Source organism: Bradyrhizobium sp. UFLA01-814, assembly GCF_046718885.1.
GTDB classification, from domain to species: Bacteria; Pseudomonadota; Alphaproteobacteria; order Rhizobiales; family Xanthobacteraceae; genus Bradyrhizobium; species Bradyrhizobium elkanii.
The window spans coordinates 1-20,471 of the sequence record NZ_JAQOSR010000162.1 but is presented as its reverse complement, the minus strand read 5'-3'; the positions used below and the strand labels follow the sequence as shown (position 1 = coordinate 20,471).

The window sequence follows — 20,471 nt, the reverse complement described above, 5'->3', positions numbered from 1 at the left end:
GTAGTCGGCGTCGGACGCGCCGTCTTCGAGCTCGAAATAGTCGCGCGCGGCCTCTAGCGTCGCCATCGGCGCCAGCGGCCGGATCGCCTCGCGATACTTGACGCGCTCGTTGAGCCGCTCGCGCACCTCGGGGTCGCAGGGATTGGCGAGGATCGAGCGGTGGCCGAGCGCGCGCGGGCCGGTTTCGGCGGCGCCCTGATAGATTGCGATCACACCGCCTTGCGCGACCATGGACGCCATCAGGTCGGCAACCGCGTCGCGCCCGTCTGACGTCGCCACATTGCCGATCTCTGTCGAGGCAACGTCGTCGGCTTGCAGCGCCGTCGTGATGTCGGCGTTCGAGGACGGCAGGCCGCAATAGAATGCGTGCGACAGCGGCGCGCCGCGCGGTGCGCCCGCCATATGCGCGAACAGCCAGGCCGCGCCGATCGGCACGCCGGGATCGCCGGGCACCGGCGGCACCCACATATGCAGCCGCGTCTTGCGCTGCTGCGCCCGCTCGAACCACGCCTCGTCGAAATGCTCGAGCAGCCGCATGTTGCCGAGCGCGTTCAGCGCGACGCCCCCGGTCAGCACCAGGCGGTCGGTGCCGGTGGTGCGCAGGAGATGGTCGATGACATGGATCATCGCGTCCTCGAACACCAATTGCGTCGCGGCCGCCTTGTCGACGCGGTCCTTGGTGTCGGGGCGGTGATTGATGTCCTCGACGCGCAGCACGGCGTCGGGATTCCAGAGCTGGTCGGGGCGCAGCGGCGGGCCGAGAATGTCGATCAGCGGCTGATGATAGGGATTGTCGGCAGGATCGGCGTACCAATTGGCCATCGCGCGATTGAGCTGAACGCTGCCATTGGGCCCGAGCTGCAGCACCGCCTTCAGGCGCTGATAATACGGATTGGTGGCGCGGTTCATGTCGCCCCAGGCGGCGGCGCCCATGTAGCGGCCCTCGCTGGAGAGCCAGGTCCAGCCGCCCTGGCTGGATGAGATCACCGTGTAGAAAGCACCGAGCGAGTCGAACAGGCTCTCATTGCAATAGAGCTGCTTCATCTCGCCGTTCTCGGCGACATAGAGCGAGATCGAGCCGACGTCGCCGGTGCCGTCGAGCACCGCGATCGCAACGCGCTCGCGCGTATCGGCGAACGGCGAGGCGGTGAACGAGTACCAGGCGTGATTGTCGTGATGCGGCATGCAGATCAGCGGCAATTGCTTGTCGAGCCCGTACATCCTGCCGAGCCGGCGCGACAGCCGCCGCACCTGATCCAGCTGGCGCAGATTGATTGCCGGTGCGATCGGGGCGCGCAGCAATTTGAGGCTGGCCGGCGCTTCCTCGAGCGAGGTGCGGATCAGCATCGCCAGCAGCGCCGGATAGTCCCATGTCGTGACAAAGGCGGCGATATCGCCGATGTTGCGGCCCATCCGCTGCAACACCTTGCGCATGTCGTCGAGCGCGTATTGCGGGAACTCGTTGGTGTGCTTGTTGCCGGAGAAGCGCTCTTCCTCGTTGTTGACGATCAGGCGCGGTCCGTCCTTCTGGGTGACCTCGACCAGCGCGACGCCGGTATTGTGCGTGCCGGGGCAGGCGAGGCCGGCGATGTAGACGGTCTCGCCGCGCTGCAGCTTTTCGCGGATCGACGCGATCGTGCGCTGCGCGAACTCGCCATTGGCCTTGTGCAGGCCACGCTTCGCCAACGCAGACTCGCTGAGGCGGCGCGTGATCTCATAGCCCGCGGCCGCAAGATGCGGATGCCGCGGACCGGTACGGATGTCCGGTTTACGCAATCAGAACGCCTCGACTCGTGATCCCCAGATCGACGTTCAATCATAAATAGCGCCAGGCAACAATGCCGTTTCGCCCAACGGAAAAACCCAGCGCTTGCCAGCACATGCGTCTCTTGCGAGACTTGCCGCCAAAACCAACGACAAAAATCGGGAGAAAACGATGCCGGCTCGTTTCGGATATATTGGCGCAATCGCGGCGTTCGCAAGTGCCGCGCTGATCGCGACCTCGGCCACCGCGCAGAAGAAATACGATCCCGGCGCGAGTGATGGCGAAGTCAAGATCGGCAACATCATGCCATACAGCGGCCCGGCGTCGTCCTATGGGGTGATCGGCAAGACCGAGGCCGCATTCTTCAAGATGATCAACGAGCAGGGCGGCATCAACGGCCGCAAGATCAACTTCATCAGCTACGACGACGCCTATTCGCCGCCGAAGGCGATCGAGCAGGCGCGCAAGCTGGTCGAGAGCGACGAGGTGCTGTTGATCTTCCAGCCGCTCGGCACGCCTTCCAATTCGGCAATCATGAAATACATGAATGCCAAGAAGGTGCCGCAATTGTTCGTCGCCTCCGGCGGCACCAAATTCGGCGACCCCAAGAACTTCCCCTGGACGATGGGCTTTCAGCCCAACTACCAGAGCGAGGGACGCATCTACGCCAAGTACATTCGCGATAAATTCCCTAACAGCAAGATCGCGGTGTTCTGGCAGAATGACGATGCCGGCAAGGATCAGTTCAAGGGCCTGAAGGACGGGCTCGGCGACAAGGTCGGCATGATTGTCGCCGACAAGTCGTACGAGGTCTCCGATCCCTCGATCGATTCGCAGATCGTCGCGCTGCACGATTCCGGCGCCGACATCTTCTTCTCCTGGGCGGCGCCGAAGGGCTCGGCGCAGGCGATCCGGAAAGTGGGCGAGCTCGGCTGGAAGCCGAAATTCTTCCTCGCCAACACCGCGACCTCGGTCGCCTCGGTGCTGAAACCGGCCGGGCTCGAGTTCTCCAAGGGCATCATCTCGACCGCCTATCTGAAGGACCCGACCGATCCCACCTGGGACAAGGATCCGGCGGTGCAAAGCTGGCGCGCCTTCATGGACAAATATTACCCCGACGGCGACAAGGCCAACGCCAACAACCTCTATGGCTATGTCCAGGCCGAGGCGATGATGCAGGTGCTGAAGCAGTGCGGCGACAATCTCACGCGCGAGAACGTGATGAAGCAGGCCGCCAACCTGAAGAACTTCCACTCCGACCTGATGCTGCCGGGTGTCATGGTCAACACCTCCCCCGACGACTACTTCCCGATCGAGCAGATGCAGCTGATGCGCTTCAACGGTGAGGCGTGGGAGCTGTTCGGCGACGTCATCACCGGCGAGGTCGGGCACGAGGCGTCGCGGTAGGGGAGGCGCTGCTCGCGCCGCAACACCACTGTCGTCCCTGCGAAAGCAGGGACCCATACTCCGCGGCGGATGTTGTAAACGGGACTGGTCGTTCCAGCGTCGTTCAACAATGACCATTTGTGGTTATGGGTCCCGGCTTTCGCCGGGACGACACCGAATGTGTTGCGCGGCGTGAGGCACAAATCTACGCCAAAATCCTCTCCGGCCGGCGGGCGCGGAGCGCCATGCCGCCGGCGACGCCGACGCCGATCACGTACATCCAGCCTTCGTGAAAATCGGCGAGATGCGAATTGAGCAGCGAGCTCGTGATGTTCTGCACGATCACGGCGAGTCCGATCCAGGTCGCGAGATCGCGGCCGGCGAACAGCCTGACGTGGCTGGTCCACATCGCGTAGAGCAGCAGGATGCCGATCAGCCCCCACTGGACCCCGACATTGAGGGTCTGGTTGTGCGGGTTGTTGATCACCTCGGCCTGAAGGCCGGTTTGCCCGACGGCATCCTGCGTGAACATGTGGCTGATCGAGCCGGTGCCGTGGCCGAGCCAAGGCGCCTCGGCGATGAATTTCACCGACTTCCGCCAATAGGTCAGGCGCTGCGCGGTCGAGGCGATGCCCGAGGTGTCGTGGGCGCGATACTCGATGCCGACATCGGCGATGCGTTGGCGGAGGTAGGGGGACGTGGTCCAGACCACGAGGCTGATGACAGCGACGCCTGCGAACAGCAGCCGCGTGGCGCGCCGCGACAGATGCAGCGAGGCGAACAGGATCAACAGCACCGGCATGTAGACCAGCGCGGTCCGCGCCGAGACGACGTAGAGCATGTTGGCGACGAACAGCAGCATCAGCGCGATGGCGCCGGCTGCGATGCGCCATTGCCGGGCCCGCAGCGCCGTCAATGCCGGCAGCGCCAGCGCGAACGCGCAGAGCGCGAATTCCTGGCTCTGGTCGAGGTAGTTCTTGACCGGCACGCCGTCGGAGGCGGTGTGCGCGAGCCTGAGCTGCGGCAGCGCCAGCACCATCCAGGACAGGACCATCAGCAGCGTGCACGACAGCAGGAAGGAGGCGAACACCCAGAGCCCGCGCTGCGAGCGCTGGAAATAGCCGAGCAGGAACGGCAGCAGCAGCAGCTTGCTGAGCGGCTTGATGCCCTGCAGCCGCTCGGCCCAGCTCGTCTCCGACCACGCCATGCCGATCACGGCAAGTGCGACCAGCGCGATCGGCAATGCAAAGGCCGGTTGCCCGAGGTCGAGCACGAACTGCTCCCAGTCGATGGTCGGGATCACGGCGACGAGCCACAGCAGCATGAAGACGGCGAGTGCCGTGGTCGACCAGGGTAGCGACGCCGCGGCCAGGGCGATCAGGGTATCGGTGGCGCGGAGATAGGCGACCGAGCCGGACCAGGCGCGGACGCGATCGCGCCATCGTGCTGGCGCTTCGATTGCGAGACCAATGGCGTCGGAATCGGTGCTCATGACGGGTCACACGCCGTGCGCGGTTGCACCGCTGAAGGTCGCCATCGCGGCGGTGAGCGACGCGGCGGCGGCCGCGACGTCCGGGGCAGCCCGATGCGACAGCAGGTCGCGCGCCTGGGTGTGGTGGCCGAAGCGCTCGGCCAACTCGGTCCGCCGCGCGCGGATCCGGTCGCGCCATTGCTCCTGCTGCGCCAGCACGCGCCGCACGGAGGCGCAGATCGAGTCGGTCGAGAACGGATCGAAATAGTCGGCAAGCTCGCCGGCGACCTCGCGGAACACGGCAATATCGGAGCACAGCACGGGAGTATTGGCCGCGAATGCCTCGATGATCGGGACGCCAAAGCCTTCGGCGAGGCTCGGCATGATCAGGCCGTGCGCGCCCGCGATCAGTGCCGCCTTCTCGTGCTCGTCGACATAGCCGGAGAAGCGGACGTTCTTCGGCAGATTGCGCGCCTGGTTGGCGCCGCCGGCATAGCCGATCACGACGAGATCGGCCTCCGGCAGCTTGCGGAAGGCGCGGATGACGGCCGCGAGGTTCTTGCGGGGCTCGTTCGAGACGATGACGACGAAGCTCGGCCGTGCCGGGACCGCGGTTGGCACCGGCGCAAGCGGCGCTTCCGCGACGTCGAAACGAGTCCGCGGATAGACCACTCGCGCCGGAATGTGCGCATATTGCGGGAGCAGGGCGCGGAAGCGGTTCATGCTGTAGTTCGAGACGAAGGCGAGCTCGTCAGCCTGGTTCACGCTGGTGAAAAGGCGCGACAGGAACAGGCGTGTTGCGATGTCATCCAGCTTGAGATCGGTGATCGGTAACAGGTCATGCACGACGCAAATCACCTTCGCGCCCGGGCGGCGCTGGATCGCAACCCGGGTCGGGGTGTCGACGAGAATGACGTCGTAGTCGCGCGCATCGACCCGCGGCGGCGGCAACCGGGTCAGGGCCGACGTATCCTGATAGCTGTAGAAGCCGGGCTCGAGCAGGAAATCGCCGAACAACTCGAGATGGCGCAAATCGGTCGGAATGTATTCGAGGCCCTCGGTCCGGTTCTCGATCAGCGTGACGCTGGTCGGCAGCAGATGAATCGAGCGCAGGAAGGCGATGATGAATTCGAGCGAGGTCGCCGCGTTGAGCTTGTGCTTGAACCAGTCGACGGTGTGGCGCAGGCCACCGCGCATGATCGGCGAGTTCATGTCGGTTTCATCGAGGTAACGATAGAGCGCGAGCAGTTCGATCAGCCGTGAGTCCTCGGGCAGCAGGCGCGTCCGCTGCTGCCTGCGGCGCAGCTTCCGGTAGCGGCGCGTCGTCTCCACGACGAGGGTCAGGGCATGTCCGTCGCCGGCCAGCGAGCGGATCAATTCACGGGTGAAATGGAAGATGCCGCGCTTGTGGTTGGGCTCGCCAAGCGCCTCGCTGACGACCAGGATCTTTATCATGCGCTGATTTCTCTGAGCTCGAGGTGATGCGGGACGGGCGCATCCAGCGGGGCGGTGCTGGCGATGCGGCCGTGATCGAGATTGATGATGCTGTTGCAGGTCCGGCGCAGCAGGGCATGGTCGTGCGAGGCGATGATCACGATCGCCGCGGTCTCGACCATCTTGCGCAGCCGCTGCTCGGCCTTGGCCGAGAAATTCTCGTCGACCACGCTGAGCCACTCGTCGAGCAGCAGGATATCGGCGGGAAACGCGGTCGCGGTCGCGAACAGCACGCGCATCAGCATGCCCGACGAGAACATGCGCAGCGGCAACCGCTGCATGCGCTCCTCCAATTCGGTGAATGCCCAGATCTCGTCCAGGACCGCCGGCGTCGGCTTGCGTCCCGAGATCCGCAGCAGCAGGCTGATATTGTCGGCGGCGACGAAATCGAGATTGACGCCGGCACCGAGGCCGAGCAGCGGCACGATGTTGCCGGAAATCTCGACGCGGCCGCTGCTCGCCGGGAACACGCCGGCAATGAGCCGCAGCAGAGTTGACTTGCCGGAGCCGTTCGGACCGGCGAGACCGATGCGTGCGCCGGCCTTCGCCTCGATCGAGATGTTGTCGACCGCGCGGATGGTCCGCATCTCGCTGGTCTGGCGGAACAGGCGGCCGAGCAGGCGGCGCTTCAGCGAGAAGTCGTAGGCGCCGTACAGCGGATAATCGAGGCAAACGTCGCGGAGGTGGATGCTTGCCATGCCCTAGATCCAGAATGCCGCTTTGCGCAGATGGGTGATGGTGACGATCGCAGCGACCGCGAGCGCGGCGAGGCAGGCCAGCACGTAGATCACGCTTGCCGTTGCGACATGACCGGTCGCCAGCGGGTCGCGCCAGATCGCGAACAGATGCGTCAGCGGATTGAGCCGCATCACGGTCGAGCCGCGATCGATCATCTCGGATGTCCAGATGATCGGCGAGGCCAGGAAGGCCAGCGTCAGCGAGGACTCGATGATCGGCTTGATGTCGCGGTAACGCGTCGCCAGCGCGCCGAGCACGAGGCTCAGGCCCAGCGTGCAGACCACGAACAGAGCGAGGCCGGGAAGGGCGGCGATGGCGCCGCCGACATCGCGCGGCGTCAGCACGAGCCACAGGAGCAGCGGCACGATCGCGTTATGGGCGGCGAACAGCGCCTGCCGGAGGGTACATTGCAGCAGGAAGATCACCGGCGGCAGCGCGCGATCCTTGATCAGGCTGGCCGAACCCTGCAGCGCGGTGGTCGCGTCGAGCACCACGCTGTTGAGGAAGGTCCATGCGGTGAGGCTTGCCGCCAGCATCGGCAGCCGCGCCACCGCGCTGGCGTTGGAGAGATGGCCGATCACCGAGCCGAGCACGGCCACCATGATCGCCATCTGGATCGACATCCAGAAGGGTCCAAGGAGGGAGCGGACGTAGCGATGACGCACGTCGGACCAGGCCAGTGTTGCCGCGATCTGGATCGCGCCGACGAGCCCTGCCGTTCGGGGACGCGGGGCCGGGGCTGACGACCCCGCGTCCTTTGCGGCGGCCTCCTCGGTAACGATCTTGCGATACACCGTCTCGACTCCCTCCTTGAAGGCTGCGGTTGAGTATTTCGTCATCGCGCGATGGCGCGCGGCCTGCCCCATGCGGCGGCGGCGCTCGGGATCGTTGATCAGCGTCTCGATGGCGTCGGCAAGCGCGGTGGGATCGCCGGGCGGTACCGTGATGGCCTCGAGGCCGTCGCGGGCGACATGCGGAACGCCGGTGTCGAGTGCGGTGTTGACGACGGGCCGGCTCGCGGCCATTGCCTCGAGCTGCGCCAGCCCGAAGGTCTCCGCATTGGTCACCGACGGCATCACGAAGACGTCGGCGATGCGCATCAGCTTGACGCGCTCGCTCTCGGACACCGAGCCGAGCAGGCGGACGCGGTCCTGCAGGCCGTAGTCGCGGATCAGCCGCTCGAGGTTGTCGCGCTCGCGGCCCTCCCCGACGATCCAGACCTCGAAATTGCGGGCATGCGCGGCGCGCACCAGCACGTCAAAACCCTTGTAGGGCACCAGCCGTCCGCAGGCGAGCACGAGACGGCCGCGGGCGTTGACGTCGTCGGCCTGTGCGGCCGGTCGGTCATATTTCGCGACATCGACGCCGAACGGAACGGCGTGGCACTTGTCGGAAAATTCCTGCAGCAGCGGCGTGGTTTCGATCAGCACCGGATCGGAGACGATGATCGCGGCGGCCCGGCGCAGCGTTCGCCGCATCATCGGCTCGACGAGGAAGCGCAAGGCGGCGTGCGAGACGATGTCGGCGTGCCAGTGCACGACCAGCGGGCGGGTGCGGCCGAGCCCGAATGCGAAGACGAGGTCGGCGAGCGGGAAGGGGGCGTGCAGCGCCAGCAGATCGTGCTCGGCGATGCGGCGCCACAGCCGCCACGGATAGGTCGGCGCCGCCGGCAGCGACAGCACGTCGCCGAAGGAGTGCACGCGCTCGACCGCAACGTCGTTGACCACGATCTGCCGCTCGCCGCCGGAGCGCGAGCAGACCAGCACGGCGGCGTTGAAGGTGTCCTTCAGTCCGGCGCAGATATCGCGGATCACCGTCAGCGTGCCGCCGAACAGGTCGGGATAGTAGACCTTGAAGATGTGGAGCACCGACGGACGCCGGGCCGGCTCGTTGACGACAATCATGGGCGGCTCGAACCGGATCATGCGACGAACAGGGCGACGATGAACGGCAGCGCCAGCGCGGCGGCGAACACCAGCGAGCGCAGCAGCGCCGGAAACACCGGCTCGATCGGGCCGCGGGGGACCTGCGGCGTGAAGCGGAATGTGGTGGCGGCGAACCGACCGGATTCGTGAAACGAATCGGATTCGTGAAACGAACCGGATTCGCGGGCCGAACGAAGAGACATTGCGTCGGATTCCCTGCTGAACGGATTCTGGATACGTGGGAAAATTTCACACGTCAATGGCGTCGGACTAAAATGTGGGATTATGTCCCACGTATGGCGGTGGACAACTTTTCTGGGAGGAAGGATCGGAACGCATGACGGTGCGATCGCGCCGCGATGGCGCGGGGCGGGCGAGCAAGGGCGGGAGGTTCTAAAGCGCCATCAGCCTACTTGTGGATCGAGCGACGGCCTCCGCTTCACCTCGCCCCGCGCGCGGGGAGAGGTCGGAACGCATCGTCAGATGCGTTCCGGGGGAGGGGGAGTCTCCGCGAACTTAGCTATCACCGCAGATGCAGAGACAGCTCACCCCAACCCTCTCCCCGTAAGAACGGGGAGAGGGAGCGCAGCATCATTGCGCTCGCCATTCGACCGAATCTCATCTTGCTCTAGCGGAGCGTCAGACCGGCTCGGCGGCGCTGCGTTCGGCCGGTTGCTGGAGCTGGCGCCTGATCGCTGCGATGTCGAAATGAATCCGCTCGGGCAGCATTGCCGCTGCCGGGCGCTGCAGATCCTGCTCGATGACGACGCGCTTGCCGCCGTCGGACGTCAGCGCAATCGAGATCGATTGCGCGCGAGGCTCGGCGCGGAGGCCCGCATGCGCGCGGCAGGCATATTCGCCGGCGCGCAGACCGCCGAAACCGAAGGCGAGCAGGCGGCCGTAGATGTAGAGCGCGAGCAGGTCGGTTTCGTCGAAGCGGCGTGGCGATCCGGGCGCAACGCCCGGCAGGCAGGGATAGCCGCCCGCCATCACCGTCGACACGAACTCGTCAAAGGGAACCTGGGCGATCCGGCAGGCTTCCGCGATCGCAAGGTCGAATCGGGCAGACGTCATGGAACGGTCCGTGGCGATGGCGGCAGTGCCGGGCGCCGTGACACCCGCTAGCGAGCGCGCGGACTGTGTCCGGAGGTGATTTTGTTTCCCATAAGTGGGAAAATGTCACACGTCAAGTGAGGTGGGATTGTGTCCCACGGCGCGGACGGCTAAAAGTTGGGCATGAATGCCAAGGCCCCGAAGTCGAAGGTGGGATCGTCCGCGCCGATCGCCGCAGCGAAGCTGCATGCGCCGCTGGCGCGGATGCTGCGCCCGCTGGTGCGGCTCTGCATCCGCGGCGGCATGACGTTTCCGGCGCTGACCCAGCTGCTGCGCGAGCTCTATGTCAACGTCGCCGAGCACGACTTCGCGCTCGAGGGCAAGGAGCAGACCGACAGCCGCGTCAGCCTGCTGACCGGCATTCACCGCAAGGAGGTGGCGCGGCTGCGCGGCGCCGGCGCGCCGGTCAATGCGGTGCCGGCAACGCTGTCGCGCACCAGCGCGATCATCGCGCGCTGGCTGGCCGCGACCGAGTTCACCGATGCCAAGGGCGATCCGCTGCCGCTGCCGCGCACCGCCGAAGGCGGCGCGCCGTCGTTCGAGACGCTGGTCGAATCGATCACCAAGGATGTGCGGCCGCGCGCGGTGCTCGACGAATGGCTCGACCGCAAGCTCGTCACCATCAATGACGAGGACGAGATCATACTGGTCGAGGAGGCCTTCGTGCCGCATGGCGACGACGACCGCAAATGGCACTATCTCGGCCGCAATCTGCACGACCATGTCGCGGCCGCCGAGCTCAACGTATCCTCGGCCGCGCCGCGCTTCCTCGAACGCGCGGTGCATTACGACGGCCTGTCGGCCAAACTGGCAAAACGGCTCGAAGGCCGTTCGCGCGAGCTGGCGATGGAGGCGCTCAAGGTCGCCAACCGCGAGGCCAACCGCGCGCTGGCAAAAGACAAGGGCGGCGACTATCGCTGGAATTTCGGCATCTACATCTATCGCGAGGGTCCGGACGGCCCGGTCGATGACGATGCCGACGAAGGCGGTGCGTCGTGAACGGTCCGCCCGTTATCTCGCGCCGTGCGCTGCTTGTCGGCTTCTGGCTTGCCGGAACGTCGCTCGCGGGCGCGCAGGTCAAGAAGCGCGGCAACGATCAGGGCATCGGCGGCACCGGCATCACCGGTTCCGATCAGGGCATCGGTGGCACCGGCATCGTCGGCGTGATCCAGCGGTTCGGCTCGATCTATGTCAATGGCGAGCGCGTCGCCTATGCACCCGACGTGCCGGTCAGAATCGACGGCGAGGCGGCGAGCGCCAAGGCGCTGCGGATCGGACAGCTCGCGCGTGTGGTGGCGCAGCGCGACGCCGATGGCACGCTGTCGACCGAACGCATCGATGTGACCAGCGAGGTGACCGGGCCGATCGAGCAGGTGAAGCCGGGCGGGCTGACGGTGCTCGGCCAGACGGTCGCCTGGACCGGGCGCGAGAGCTGGCTGAAGGTGGGCGCGCATGTCGCCGTGTTCGGGCTGCGCCGCACCGACGGCGTCGTCGTCGCAAGCCTGGTGCAGGAGCGCCATGACGCCGCCGCGCGCGTCGCAGGGCCGCTCGAGCGCGACCGTGCCGGCGCCTTGCGGATCGGCGAGCTCAAGCTCGCCGGCGTCGATGCGGCGCTGGTCGGTCAGCGCGTGCTAGCCGAAGGACACGTCGCGCAGGGCGTGATGCAGGTGTCGCGCAGCCGCGCCGATGATTTCTCCGATCTCGTCGGCGCGAACAGGCTGTTGATCGAGGCCTATGTGCGGCGGGTCGGCAATGATCTGCAGCTCGGCTCCGGCTTTGTCGCGCGCGACCATTCGCGGTTCTCGCCGGCAGCCGATACGCGCGTCGTCGTCAACGCGCAGCTGTCGGGCCCGCGCGAGCTGCGCGTCGAATCGGTGCAATCGGTCGGCAAGTTCCCGGGCTCGTCGGTGAAGAGCCCGGGCACGCCAGGCCGTGGCCCCGGCGGCGGCGGATCCGGGCCGGGTCATGGATCGGGATCTGGATCGGGACTTGGCGGACCGGGCGGCCGGGGCGCGCCTGGTGGCGGCGGTCCGGGTGGCGGCCCCGGTGGGGCGCCGTCCGGCATGCCGGGCGGCAGCCCGCCAGGCGGCGGGCCTGCGCCTGATCCGCTGAGCGGTGGACCGACCGGCCCCGGTCCCGGTGGCTTCGGCCCGCCCGGCGGACCGTTCGGTCCCGGTGGCGGTGGCGGACCATTTGGGCCCGGCGGCGGATTCGGTGGCGGCGGGCCGCCTGGCGGCATGGGCGGCGGCGGACGCCGCTGAAGCCACAAACGCGATCGGCGCGAGCGAGACCGCTTGCGCCGATGTTCAGATCGATCGCTGTGCGATTGAGCTAGCCCGCGCTGAGCCGGACGCCGGCGCGGAGGAATTTCTGCGGATCGACCGCTTCGCCGTCGATGCGGGTCTCGTAATGCAGGTGCGGACCGGTAGAGCGGCCGGTCGAGCCGACGGCGCCGATCACCTGGCCGATCTTGACGTATTCACCGACCTTGACGCCGATCTCGGAGAGATGGCCATAACGGGTCGACAGGCCGTTGCCGTGATCGACCTCGACCATGCGGCCATAGCCGCCGGCCCAGCCCGCCGACACCACCTTGCCGTTGGCGGTGACACGCACCGGATCGCCCTGCGCGGCGCGGAAGTCGAGGCCGGTGTGCATCGCCGGTCGGCCGAGGAAGGGATCGGTGCGGACGCCGAAGCCGCTGGTGAATTCGACTTCACCGACCACGGGCTTGCGGTAAGGCACCAGCGCCAGCGTCTGGTTTAGCCGCTGCATCTGCGCGCGGTTAATATTGATGCGATAGAGCTGGCGTTCGAACGCGCCAGCGTCGGCAGAGAGTTTCACAGGGACAAAGGGCCCACCCATGCCGGAGCGCGGCGTCGCCGCTTCGAGCTGCGCCATGTTGAGGCCGAGATCGGAAATCACGCCGCGCATCCGGCGCACCTTGGAATCGATGCTGTCCTCGACCGAGGCGAGCGCGGCAACCTGGCGCCGCTCAACCTGGTCAAGCGAGGTCTGGAGGCGGACCAGCACGTTGTCGACGCCCTGAGCCTTGGCGAACTGGTTCGGCTGCGTCTTGGCGATCAGCGGCGCGCGCGATTCCAGCCGCGCCTCGCGATCCGGCGGCGCCACGAAGATCACGGTGTCGCTGATCGGGGAGGGTTTCAGCGTGCCGGAGGACGGCGCAGCCTCGGCGCGGCCCTGCGGCTTGATCGATCCGGTGCTGGTGACGTCGGGCATCGCGCCAAGCGCGGTGGCGCGCGATTCCAGCGTCGACTGCCGCTTCATGATCTGGTCGAGCTTCTGGTCGAACTGCTCCTGGTCGAGCAACTGGCGGCTGGTGGTGCGGTCGACCTTGGCGCGAAGCTCCGAGATGCGGTCCTCATAGGCGTATTGCATCTCGGCCTGGCGCGCGATCAGCCGGGTCAGCACGTCGTCGCGGAACGCGAAATAGGTCGCGGTCGCCGCCGACCACATGCCGAGCAGCACCACGGTGCCGACGATGATCCAGAACACCACCGGCCCGAACCGGACCTGCTTGCCGGCATGGACGAGGGTATAGCCCTCGCCGGAGGCCGCCACCGCTGCGGGTGCGGTGTAATGGGCTGCCGCACGGCGCGCCGGCGTCCGGCCAAGGTCCTGCGGATGATGGTGTTTGTGATGTTCCTGGTGATGACCCGACCGGCTCGACATCGGTACTCCCGCGGCCGGTCGGACCAAGCTCCGTACGGCTAATTTGCGGGGCCGATTTGAGCCCGTCATGGTTAATTTTCAGGAAACGGAACTCGTCCCGTCAGAGTGCTCGGGCAGCCTCCAATACCGCTTCGGCGTGGCCGTCGACCTTCACATGACGCCAGATGCGGGCGACCTTTCCACTGGAATCGACCAGAACCGTCGTGCGAATAATTCCCATGAAGGTCCTGCCATACATGAATTTTTCGCCCCAGGCGCCATACGCCTCCAGCATCTGGTGGGCCGGATCGGAGACCAGCGGCACCGACAGCTGGTGTTTGCTTCGAAATGACTCCTGCGCCTTAACCGTGTCGGCGGAAATGCCGACCACTTCGGCCCCTGAAGCTGCGAACTCGCTTTTGAGCCGGGTGAAATCGATCGCCTCCCGGGTGCAGCCGGGGGTGTCGGCGCGGGGGTAGAAGAACAGCACCAGCTTCCTGCCGGCAAAATCCTTCAGCGAAACGCTGCCCCCGCCGTCGCGCGGCAGGTTGAAGCCAGGCGCCGTGGCGCCCTCGGCAAGTGTGACGGCGGACGAGTTGGTCACGGTCGCGGCTTGTGCGAGGCTTTGCCTCGAACACCCGCTGCGGTCTTTGCTTTCGTTGCCTTGGTCGTTTTCTTAGTTGTTTTCTTAGTTGTTTTCTTAGTTGTTTTCTTGGCCGCTGCCTTCGTCGCAACCGCTGTGCGGGTTTTCGTCGCGGACTTCCCAGTGCTTGCGCTTGCGGCGCGCGCAACCTTTGTTGCGACCCGCTTTCCGGTTGTGTTGGAGGATTTCTTGCGCGTTTTCTTGGACATACGCCTTCCTTTCGTCGCTTTCCGAAGCTCAACCATTGGGGTATTGCGGGTCTTATTGGCGGCGGCCGGATTCGCTCCGGCCGCTGGGCAAGTTTGATGGCCACGGAGTATGGTGACAAGGAATTCGACGCGTGACCCGTCCGCTTGCTGAATTGGCTTTTGATTGGTTGGTTTGGTCCGTTCTGGGGGCCATCGGCGAGTAACATGATTAGGCGAGGATAGGCGGCGATGCCGGCACAGGAGCGCTCGATACGCATCGACGGGCGCCCCGATGGCGGCGATCAGCTTCGCCGTCAGCACCGAGAGGCAATGGCAAGGAACACGTCGCCGCAGGGTCCAAATCCGCGCGCCGGGGCTGACTTCTCGCAATGGGAAGACGACGCTGCGTGGGACGAGCAGGATGAGGCGGCGGGCAACCGTGCGCGGCAATTGCTGGCGCGTTCCAACACCAACCTGCATCGCTTCACCGATTTCTGCTCCGGCATGCAGCGCTGGCTGCACGGCGGGCGCTGGATTCGTCGCATCGGACTGGTCCTCGTGGTGCTGGTCGCGATGTTCGCGACCTGCTTCGGCGCGCTGTGGTGGCGGCTCGGCGCCGGCCCGATCAATCTCGACATGGCGACGCCGTGGCTTGCCGCGGCGATCGAGGAGAATATCGGCCACGGCAACACGGTCGAGGTCGGTGGAACGCAGATCGAGCGCGCCGGCCGCGTCAGGATCGCGGTGCGCATCCGCGACATCATCGTCCGCGACCGCGACCATGCGGTGGTTGCGAGCGCGCCCAAGGCCGAAGTGCGCCTGTCGGGAACCGCGCTCCTGATGGGTCAGTTGCGGGCGGAGAGCCTCAATCTGGTCGATGCGGAACTGTCGGTGCGCATCACGCCCGACGGCAATGTCACCGTGTCCGCCGGCGACACCGCAAAGCCGCTGGCCACCGGCGTTGCCTCCAAGCGGGAGGCTGGGATGCCGCCGACATTCCCGCGGCCGACACCCGCAGCACCGCCGCCGCCGGTTGCCTCGCCGCCGGCTGCCGCCGAGCCCTCGGCGTCCCCCGATTCGGCCCAGAGCGGGCTGCTCGCCGGTCTCGACTGGCTCGACAGCCTCAGCATGACCGGCCTCGACGGGCAGAACCTCAACGAGATCGGCCTGAAGAACGGCAATCTCGTCGTCGACGATCAGCAGCGCGGCAACAAATGGAGCTTTGAGAACATCAGCCTCAGCCTGCGGCGCCCGAGCGGCGGCGGCGTTGCGCTCAGCTTCGGCGAGGAGGGCGCAAAACCCTGGTCGGTGCGCGTGCTGGTCGGACCGCAGCAGAACGGCGTGCGCTCGGTCGACATCAAGGCCGACAAGGTTTCCACCCGGAACATCCTGCTCGCGCTCCGGACCAAGGATCTGACCTACACCGCCGACCTGCCGCTGTCGGGCGAGATGAAGGGCGAGCTCGGCCGCGACGGCCTGCCGACCTACTTCCGCGGCAAGATCAATGTCGGCGCCGGCAACATCATCGACACCGACACGCCCGACTACCCGATGCCGGTCGATTCGGCCGAGATGAGCGTCGAATGGGATTCGGGGCGGCGCGTGCTGCTGGCGCCGATCAAGATCATTTCGGGCGCCAACCGCGTCACGCTGCTCGGCCATCTCGAGCCGCCGAACGACAACGTCACCGACTGGCAGGCCGGCCTGTCCGGCGGCACCATCGTGCTGGCCGGCGCCGACAAGAACGAAGCGCCGTTGATCTTCAATCGCATCAACATCGGCTTCCGGTTCGACACCGACAAGAAGCGCGTGCTGCTGACCCAGGCCGACATCTCCAATGGCGAGATCGGCGTCGCCGGAACCGGCAGCATCGACTATTCCGGCGAGCCGCGGCTGCAGCTCGGATTCGCCGGCACGCCGATGTCGGCCTCGGCCCTGAAACGGATTTGGCCGATCATCATCGTGCCCGAGGTGCGCGAATGGGTGCTCGAGCGGATCGACCGCGGCACGCTCCAGCGTATCGATGTCGGCGTCAATTCGCCGGTGCACAACCTGTCGCGCAAGGGACCGCCGATCCCGGATGACGGCCTCTCGGTCAACATTGTCGCCTCGGGTGTCACGGTGCGTCCGGTGGATCAGATGCCCGCGGTGCATGACGCGGATCTGAAGGCCCGGGTGACCGGCCGCACCGCGACCGTGACCATCAACCAGGGCATTGCCGACACGCCGGCGGGCCGCAAGATCACGCTGTCGGACTTCACCTTCGAGGTGCCGGACATGGCGCCGAAGCCGTCGCCGTCGAAGGTCAAGTTCCGGGTCGACTGTCCGGTGCCGGCCGCCGCCGAAATCCTCGCGTCCGACCGGCTCAGCGATCTCTCCGGTCCGCCGATCGATCCCAACGCCAGCAAGGGCAACGTCACCGCGACGATCAATCTCGGCATGCCCGTGAAGGGCGAGCTGACCAAGGCCGATACGCTCTACTCGGTCACCGCCGACATCTCCGGCGTTGCCGTCGACAAGCTGGTGATGAACCAGAAGCTCGAAGCCAACACGCTGAAGCTGATCGCCAGCAACGCCGGCTTCCAGGTCAAGGGCGACGTCAAGATCAACGGGCAGGCGGCCTCGCTCGACTACCGCAAGCCGGCTGAGGGCGATGCCGACGTCAAGCTGCAGGCGACGCTGGACGATGCGAGCCGCGCGCGCCTCGGGCTCGATCTCGGTCCCGCGGTCTCGGGCGCGATCCCGATCAAGCTGAGCGGCAAGATCGGCAGCGGCGACAACCCCACCACCAAGATGGGCGTCGAAGCCGACCTGACCCAGCTCAAGCTCGACAACATTCTTCCGGGCTGGGTCAAGGCGCAGGGCAGGGCCGGCAAGGCGACCTTCAACGTGGTGCCGAAGGGTCAATCGACCAGGTTTGAGGATATCTCGATCGACGGCGCCGGCGTATCGATCAAGGGAGCGCTCGAGGTCGACCAGAACGGCGACCTCATGAATGCCTACTTCCCGACCTACGCGCCGTCGGAAGGTGACAAGACATCGCTGCGTGCCGATCGCGGTCCCGACGGCGTGATCAAGGTGACGATGCGCGGCGACGTGTTCGACGGCCGCGGCTTCCTGAAGTCGGCGATCTCCGGCCGCGATAGCGATCCCAAGAGCAAGACCCGGACCACCGATTTCGATGTCGATCTGAAACTCGGCGCGGTCGCAGGATTCAACGGCGAAGCGCTGCGCAGCGTCGACGCCAAGGTCTCGCGCCGCAACGGGTTCTTCAAGGCCTTCACGCTGAGCGGCAAGGTCGGCCGCGACACCCCCGTCACGGTCGATATGCGCGGACGCCAGCAGGGCCGCGAGGTGATCTATCTGCAGACCGCCGACGCCGGCGCGTTCCTGCGCTTCATCGACACCTATTCGAAGGTGGTCGGCGGCCAGCTTACGCTCGCGATGGAGCCGCCGATCCCCGAGCCGAGCCCGAGGGAAGGGCTCATCAACATCACCGGCTTCTCGGTGAAGGGCGAAACCCAACTCGACCGCGCCGTTGCCGGCGGGCCGGTCAGCACCCAGAACGGCATCGGGTTCGACGCGCTGCGCGCCGAATTCACCCGCCAGAGCGGTCAGCTTTCGATCCGCAATGGTGTGGTCAAGGGACCGACCATCGGCGCGACCATCGAAGGCAGCATCGACTATATCGGCAACCAGGTGCGGATGAACGGCACCTTCATTCCGATGTACGGGTTGAACAACATGTTCGGTCAGATCCCGTTCTTCGGGATTTTCCTCGGCGCCGGCAGCAATGAAGGCCTGATCGGCGTGACCTATGAAGTGGTGGGAACGCCGAGCGCGCCGGTGCTGCGCGTCAATCCGATCTCCGCGCTGGCCCCCGGCCTGACGCGCAAGATCTTCGAGTTCAAGCAGTACGGCCCGAACGATCTGCCGACGACGAACAATTAGCGCGTCAATTGCAAAATCAGCGTGGCGTGGACGGTGGCGCTCCCGGAAAGCGAACCCCGAAGCGCTGGATCAGTCCGGGCACGCTGCTCATATCCATGTCGAGCGCATAGCGCGCGCAGAGCGCCGCCAGCCGCTGCGGATCGGGCGGACCATTGATCAACTCCGCTCCGAGCTCACGGAAATAGGCCTCAAATCCGGCGGGCGATATGATTTCCAGTACGCGGGCAGGGGTGTCCCCTGCATTCCAAAAGGTGTGCCACTGCTCGCGCGGCTTGAAAATCAGGTCTCCCGGATTGCCGATCACGACGGACTCGCCGAGCAGCGCGCCGATCCTGCCGTCGAGGACGAAACTGTACTCATCCTCGCGATGATGCCGGTGCATGGGTGCTGCCAAGGCGTACGGCTGCATTGGATGCTCGACAAGCGCAAAGCGCCGGCCGGCGTCCTCCCCTTCGATCATGGACCGGGCGCTCGTGCCGCCGAGAATTGCGAAATGGCCATCATGTGGACCGAGTATTCGCGGTGATGCCATGCTGTCCTGCTGTCCTTCCTGGAGGGCTCCGGATTCATCGGCGTGTCCATTGCGCCGGCTTTAACGCCTGCGGCCGTGATGATGCCGAACTTTCGCCGCGTCATTCTCATCGCAGCCTCAGCCTCCCGCTAGGGCAGCCTTTGCGGCGTGAGCGGCAGCGCTCCGATCTGGTGAAGAAGCGCAAAGCGGTCGGGCACGCCCCGGTGTTCGATCAGTTTGCCGTCGGCAAATCGACAGATGTCGATAACGTCGATGGTGACTGGTTTTCCTGATCGCGGATCGACGCCTGTTGCCTTGCTGCGCGCCCATACCGTATCGCCAGCTTCCACGATCGCCTCGACCGCGAGCCGCAGGTTCTTGATGCTGCCTCTAGCATCTTCGATCTGGGCCTTCAGGATTTGCGGGCCGGGAAGGTCGGTTTTCGACAGATACTCATGTTCGATCAGCCTCTCGGCGCAAACTTCGTCCGCGACCGTCAGATCGCCTTGAGAAAAGCCACGTTCGATGATGGCTTTGAAGCGCTCCAGGTTCGTCGACATGCCGATCGCTCCGGTTCTCTCGGACCGCCGACCGCGATGCTGGCTGCAACGACGCCGAATTTGCGCCGCGTTATGCTCGCCGTCATCGAGGTCTCCGGTGAAGGCAGACCTTGCCGGGAAGCCAGCGTGCGCGCTTGTAAATTTCGGTCATCCGCCGGGGAAAAAGATGTTGTCCCAGTCGCCGACGAGGCCGGTAGGCGTCAGGCCGGCGAAAACGCGGCATTCGCGGATGAAATGGGCCTGATCGAAGTAGCCGAGTTCGTGAGCAATGTCGGTCCAGGTCCGGTGCGGGGCATCGCGGCGGGCGACCAACGCCCGGTCGAACCGGATCGTTCGGGCAAACAGTTTGGGCGTCATTCCAACCTGCGTCGCAAACCGGCGCTGGAACTGACTGGGGCTGAGGCCGGAATTTGCAACGAGGTCCCCGATCCGCGAACGGTCCCGTACGACGATCATCCGGCGTGACGCGACGCCAATCGCGCAGTCGGGACCGCGCTTCTCAAGCATTGTCTCAACCCAGCGTTCGACGGCGGCGACGCGCAGATTGAAGTCCGGCGCAAGGCGCACGGCGTCGCCAACGGCCGTGGCGGATTGGCCGAGGACATCGGAGGCTGCCGGGTCCTGGTTGACTAACGACGCCATGTCGATTCCAGCCAATCGGTTCAGGCCGGCCGGTTGAAACAGTATGCTGAAAACGTGGATCGAACCCGACAGACAAACGTGGGCTCTGCGATAGGTTTGCGGACCGACAATGCTCGTATCAGGCGTAGCGTTCGCACGGCCACCATCGATGCGGACGCGATATGGATCGGCCAGGTGGACAATCAGGATTTGATGCGGCCGTGCGGCGACGGGCCAGGCCAGGACCGCGTTACCCAGCTTCACGCGCCTCTCCTCGAATGCGCGTAAGACGCCGCGAAGTTGGGGGTGGGGTAATGCCCGCTTGATATCCATGGAGGCCCCTCGGTGGCGGAAGCCTAGTGTCCCGAGTCACAAGTTCGCAATCATAGATTCGCAGTAGATTCGCGTCGCTGTGCCAAGGATGGAGGCAAAC

The 20,471-nt window shown here is 65.7% G+C and carries 17 protein-coding genes; 4 read left to right on the top strand and 13 right to left on the bottom strand.

Annotated elements, in window-relative coordinates; all coding sequences use genetic code 11:
* A partial coding sequence (locus PMN64_RS34515; RefSeq protein ID WP_411783941.1) for a carbamoyltransferase N-terminal domain-containing protein occupies window positions 1-1,776 on the bottom strand: 1,776 nt, incomplete at its 3' end.
* Between the two features lie 160 nt (window positions 1,777-1,936).
* Here PMN64_RS34515 and PMN64_RS34510 point away from each other — a divergent pair.
* Complete coding sequence (locus PMN64_RS34510) at window positions 1,937-3,172, top strand: ABC transporter substrate-binding protein (RefSeq protein WP_411783940.1); 1,236 nt, start codon at window positions 1,937-1,939, stop codon at window positions 3,170-3,172.
* Between the two features lie 184 nt (window positions 3,173-3,356).
* Here the strand turns inward: PMN64_RS34510 and PMN64_RS34505 are convergent, their stop codons facing one another.
* From PMN64_RS34505 to PMN64_RS34480, 6 genes are all read right to left on the bottom strand, one after another.
* Complete coding sequence (locus PMN64_RS34505; protein ID WP_411783939.1) at window positions 3,357-4,643, bottom strand: O-antigen ligase family protein; 1,287 nt, start codon at window positions 4,641-4,643, stop codon at window positions 3,357-3,359.
* Window positions 4,644-4,649: 6 nt separating this feature from the next.
* Complete coding sequence (locus tag PMN64_RS34500; protein WP_411783938.1) at window positions 4,650-6,077, bottom strand: glycosyltransferase family 4 protein; 1,428 nt, start codon at window positions 6,075-6,077, stop codon at window positions 4,650-4,652.
* On the bottom strand, window positions 6,074-6,814 hold the full coding sequence (locus tag PMN64_RS34495; RefSeq protein WP_411783937.1) for an ABC transporter ATP-binding protein: 741 nt from the start codon (window positions 6,812-6,814) through the stop codon (window positions 6,074-6,076). Before PMN64_RS34495 ends, PMN64_RS34500 begins: the two co-directional genes overlap by 4 nt.
* 3 nt (window positions 6,815-6,817) lie before the next feature.
* The gene (locus tag PMN64_RS34490) at window positions 6,818-8,758 is read right to left on the bottom strand and encodes a glycosyltransferase (protein WP_411783936.1); all 1,941 of its coding nucleotides are present in this window, start codon (window positions 8,756-8,758) and stop codon (window positions 6,818-6,820) included.
* 17 nt (window positions 8,759-8,775) lie between these two features.
* Window positions 8,776-8,982, bottom strand: a complete 207-nt coding sequence (locus tag PMN64_RS34485; RefSeq protein ID WP_411783934.1) for a hypothetical protein — start codon at window positions 8,980-8,982, stop codon at window positions 8,776-8,778.
* A gap of 436 nt (window positions 8,983-9,418) precedes the next feature.
* Entirely contained in the window at window positions 9,419-9,853 is a 435-nt protein-coding gene (locus tag PMN64_RS34480; protein WP_411783933.1) for a hypothetical protein, read from the bottom strand.
* A 162-nt stretch (window positions 9,854-10,015) separates the two neighbouring features.
* On the opposite strand from PMN64_RS34480, the gene PMN64_RS34475 reads away from it, so the two are divergent.
* Entirely contained in the window at window positions 10,016-10,891 is an 876-nt protein-coding gene (locus PMN64_RS34475; protein WP_411783932.1) for a DUF6502 family protein, read from the top strand.
* Window positions 10,888-12,153 carry a DUF5666 domain-containing protein gene (locus PMN64_RS34470; RefSeq protein WP_411783931.1) on the top strand — a complete coding sequence of 422 codons (1,266 nt, stop codon included), beginning with the start codon at window positions 10,888-10,890 and terminating at the stop codon, window positions 12,151-12,153. The genes PMN64_RS34475 and PMN64_RS34470 overlap by 4 nt, the downstream gene beginning before the upstream one ends.
* Before the next feature lie 70 nt (window positions 12,154-12,223).
* Here PMN64_RS34470 and PMN64_RS34465 read toward each other — a convergent pair whose 3' ends face one another.
* The 3 genes from PMN64_RS34465 to PMN64_RS34455 form a co-directional block, all read right to left on the bottom strand.
* Entirely contained in the window at window positions 12,224-13,585 is a 1,362-nt protein-coding gene (locus PMN64_RS34465) for a peptidoglycan DD-metalloendopeptidase family protein (RefSeq protein ID WP_411783930.1), read from the bottom strand.
* A 100-nt stretch (window positions 13,586-13,685) separates the two neighbouring features.
* Window positions 13,686-14,168: a peroxiredoxin gene (locus tag PMN64_RS34460; RefSeq protein WP_411783929.1), complete on the bottom strand. Its 483-nt coding sequence runs from the start codon at window positions 14,166-14,168 to the stop codon at window positions 13,686-13,688.
* Complete coding sequence (locus tag PMN64_RS34455; protein WP_411783928.1) at window positions 14,165-14,416, bottom strand: hypothetical protein; 252 nt, start codon at window positions 14,414-14,416, stop codon at window positions 14,165-14,167. Before PMN64_RS34455 ends, PMN64_RS34460 begins: the two co-directional genes overlap by 4 nt.
* Window positions 14,417-14,644: 228 nt before the next feature.
* Between PMN64_RS34455 and PMN64_RS34450 the strand changes: the two genes are divergently transcribed.
* On the top strand, window positions 14,645-18,346 hold the full coding sequence (locus PMN64_RS34450; RefSeq protein ID WP_411783927.1) for a DUF3971 domain-containing protein: 3,702 nt from the start codon (window positions 14,645-14,647) through the stop codon (window positions 18,344-18,346).
* A gap of 16 nt (window positions 18,347-18,362) precedes the next feature.
* Here PMN64_RS34450 and PMN64_RS34445 read toward each other — a convergent pair whose 3' ends face one another.
* The 3 genes from PMN64_RS34445 to PMN64_RS34435 form a co-directional block, all read right to left on the bottom strand.
* Window positions 18,363-18,806 (bottom strand): cupin domain-containing protein, encoded by a 444-nt coding sequence (locus PMN64_RS34445; RefSeq protein WP_411783926.1) that lies wholly within the window; start codon window positions 18,804-18,806, stop codon window positions 18,363-18,365.
* 200 nt (window positions 18,807-19,006) lie between these two features.
* Window positions 19,007-19,417: an ester cyclase gene (locus PMN64_RS34440; protein ID WP_411783925.1), complete on the bottom strand. Its 411-nt coding sequence runs from the start codon at window positions 19,415-19,417 to the stop codon at window positions 19,007-19,009.
* Window positions 19,418-19,564: 147 nt separating this feature from the next.
* Window positions 19,565-20,371: a helix-turn-helix domain-containing protein gene (locus tag PMN64_RS34435; protein WP_411783924.1), complete on the bottom strand. Its 807-nt coding sequence runs from the start codon at window positions 20,369-20,371 to the stop codon at window positions 19,565-19,567.
* Window positions 20,372-20,471: the final 100 nt, after the last annotated feature.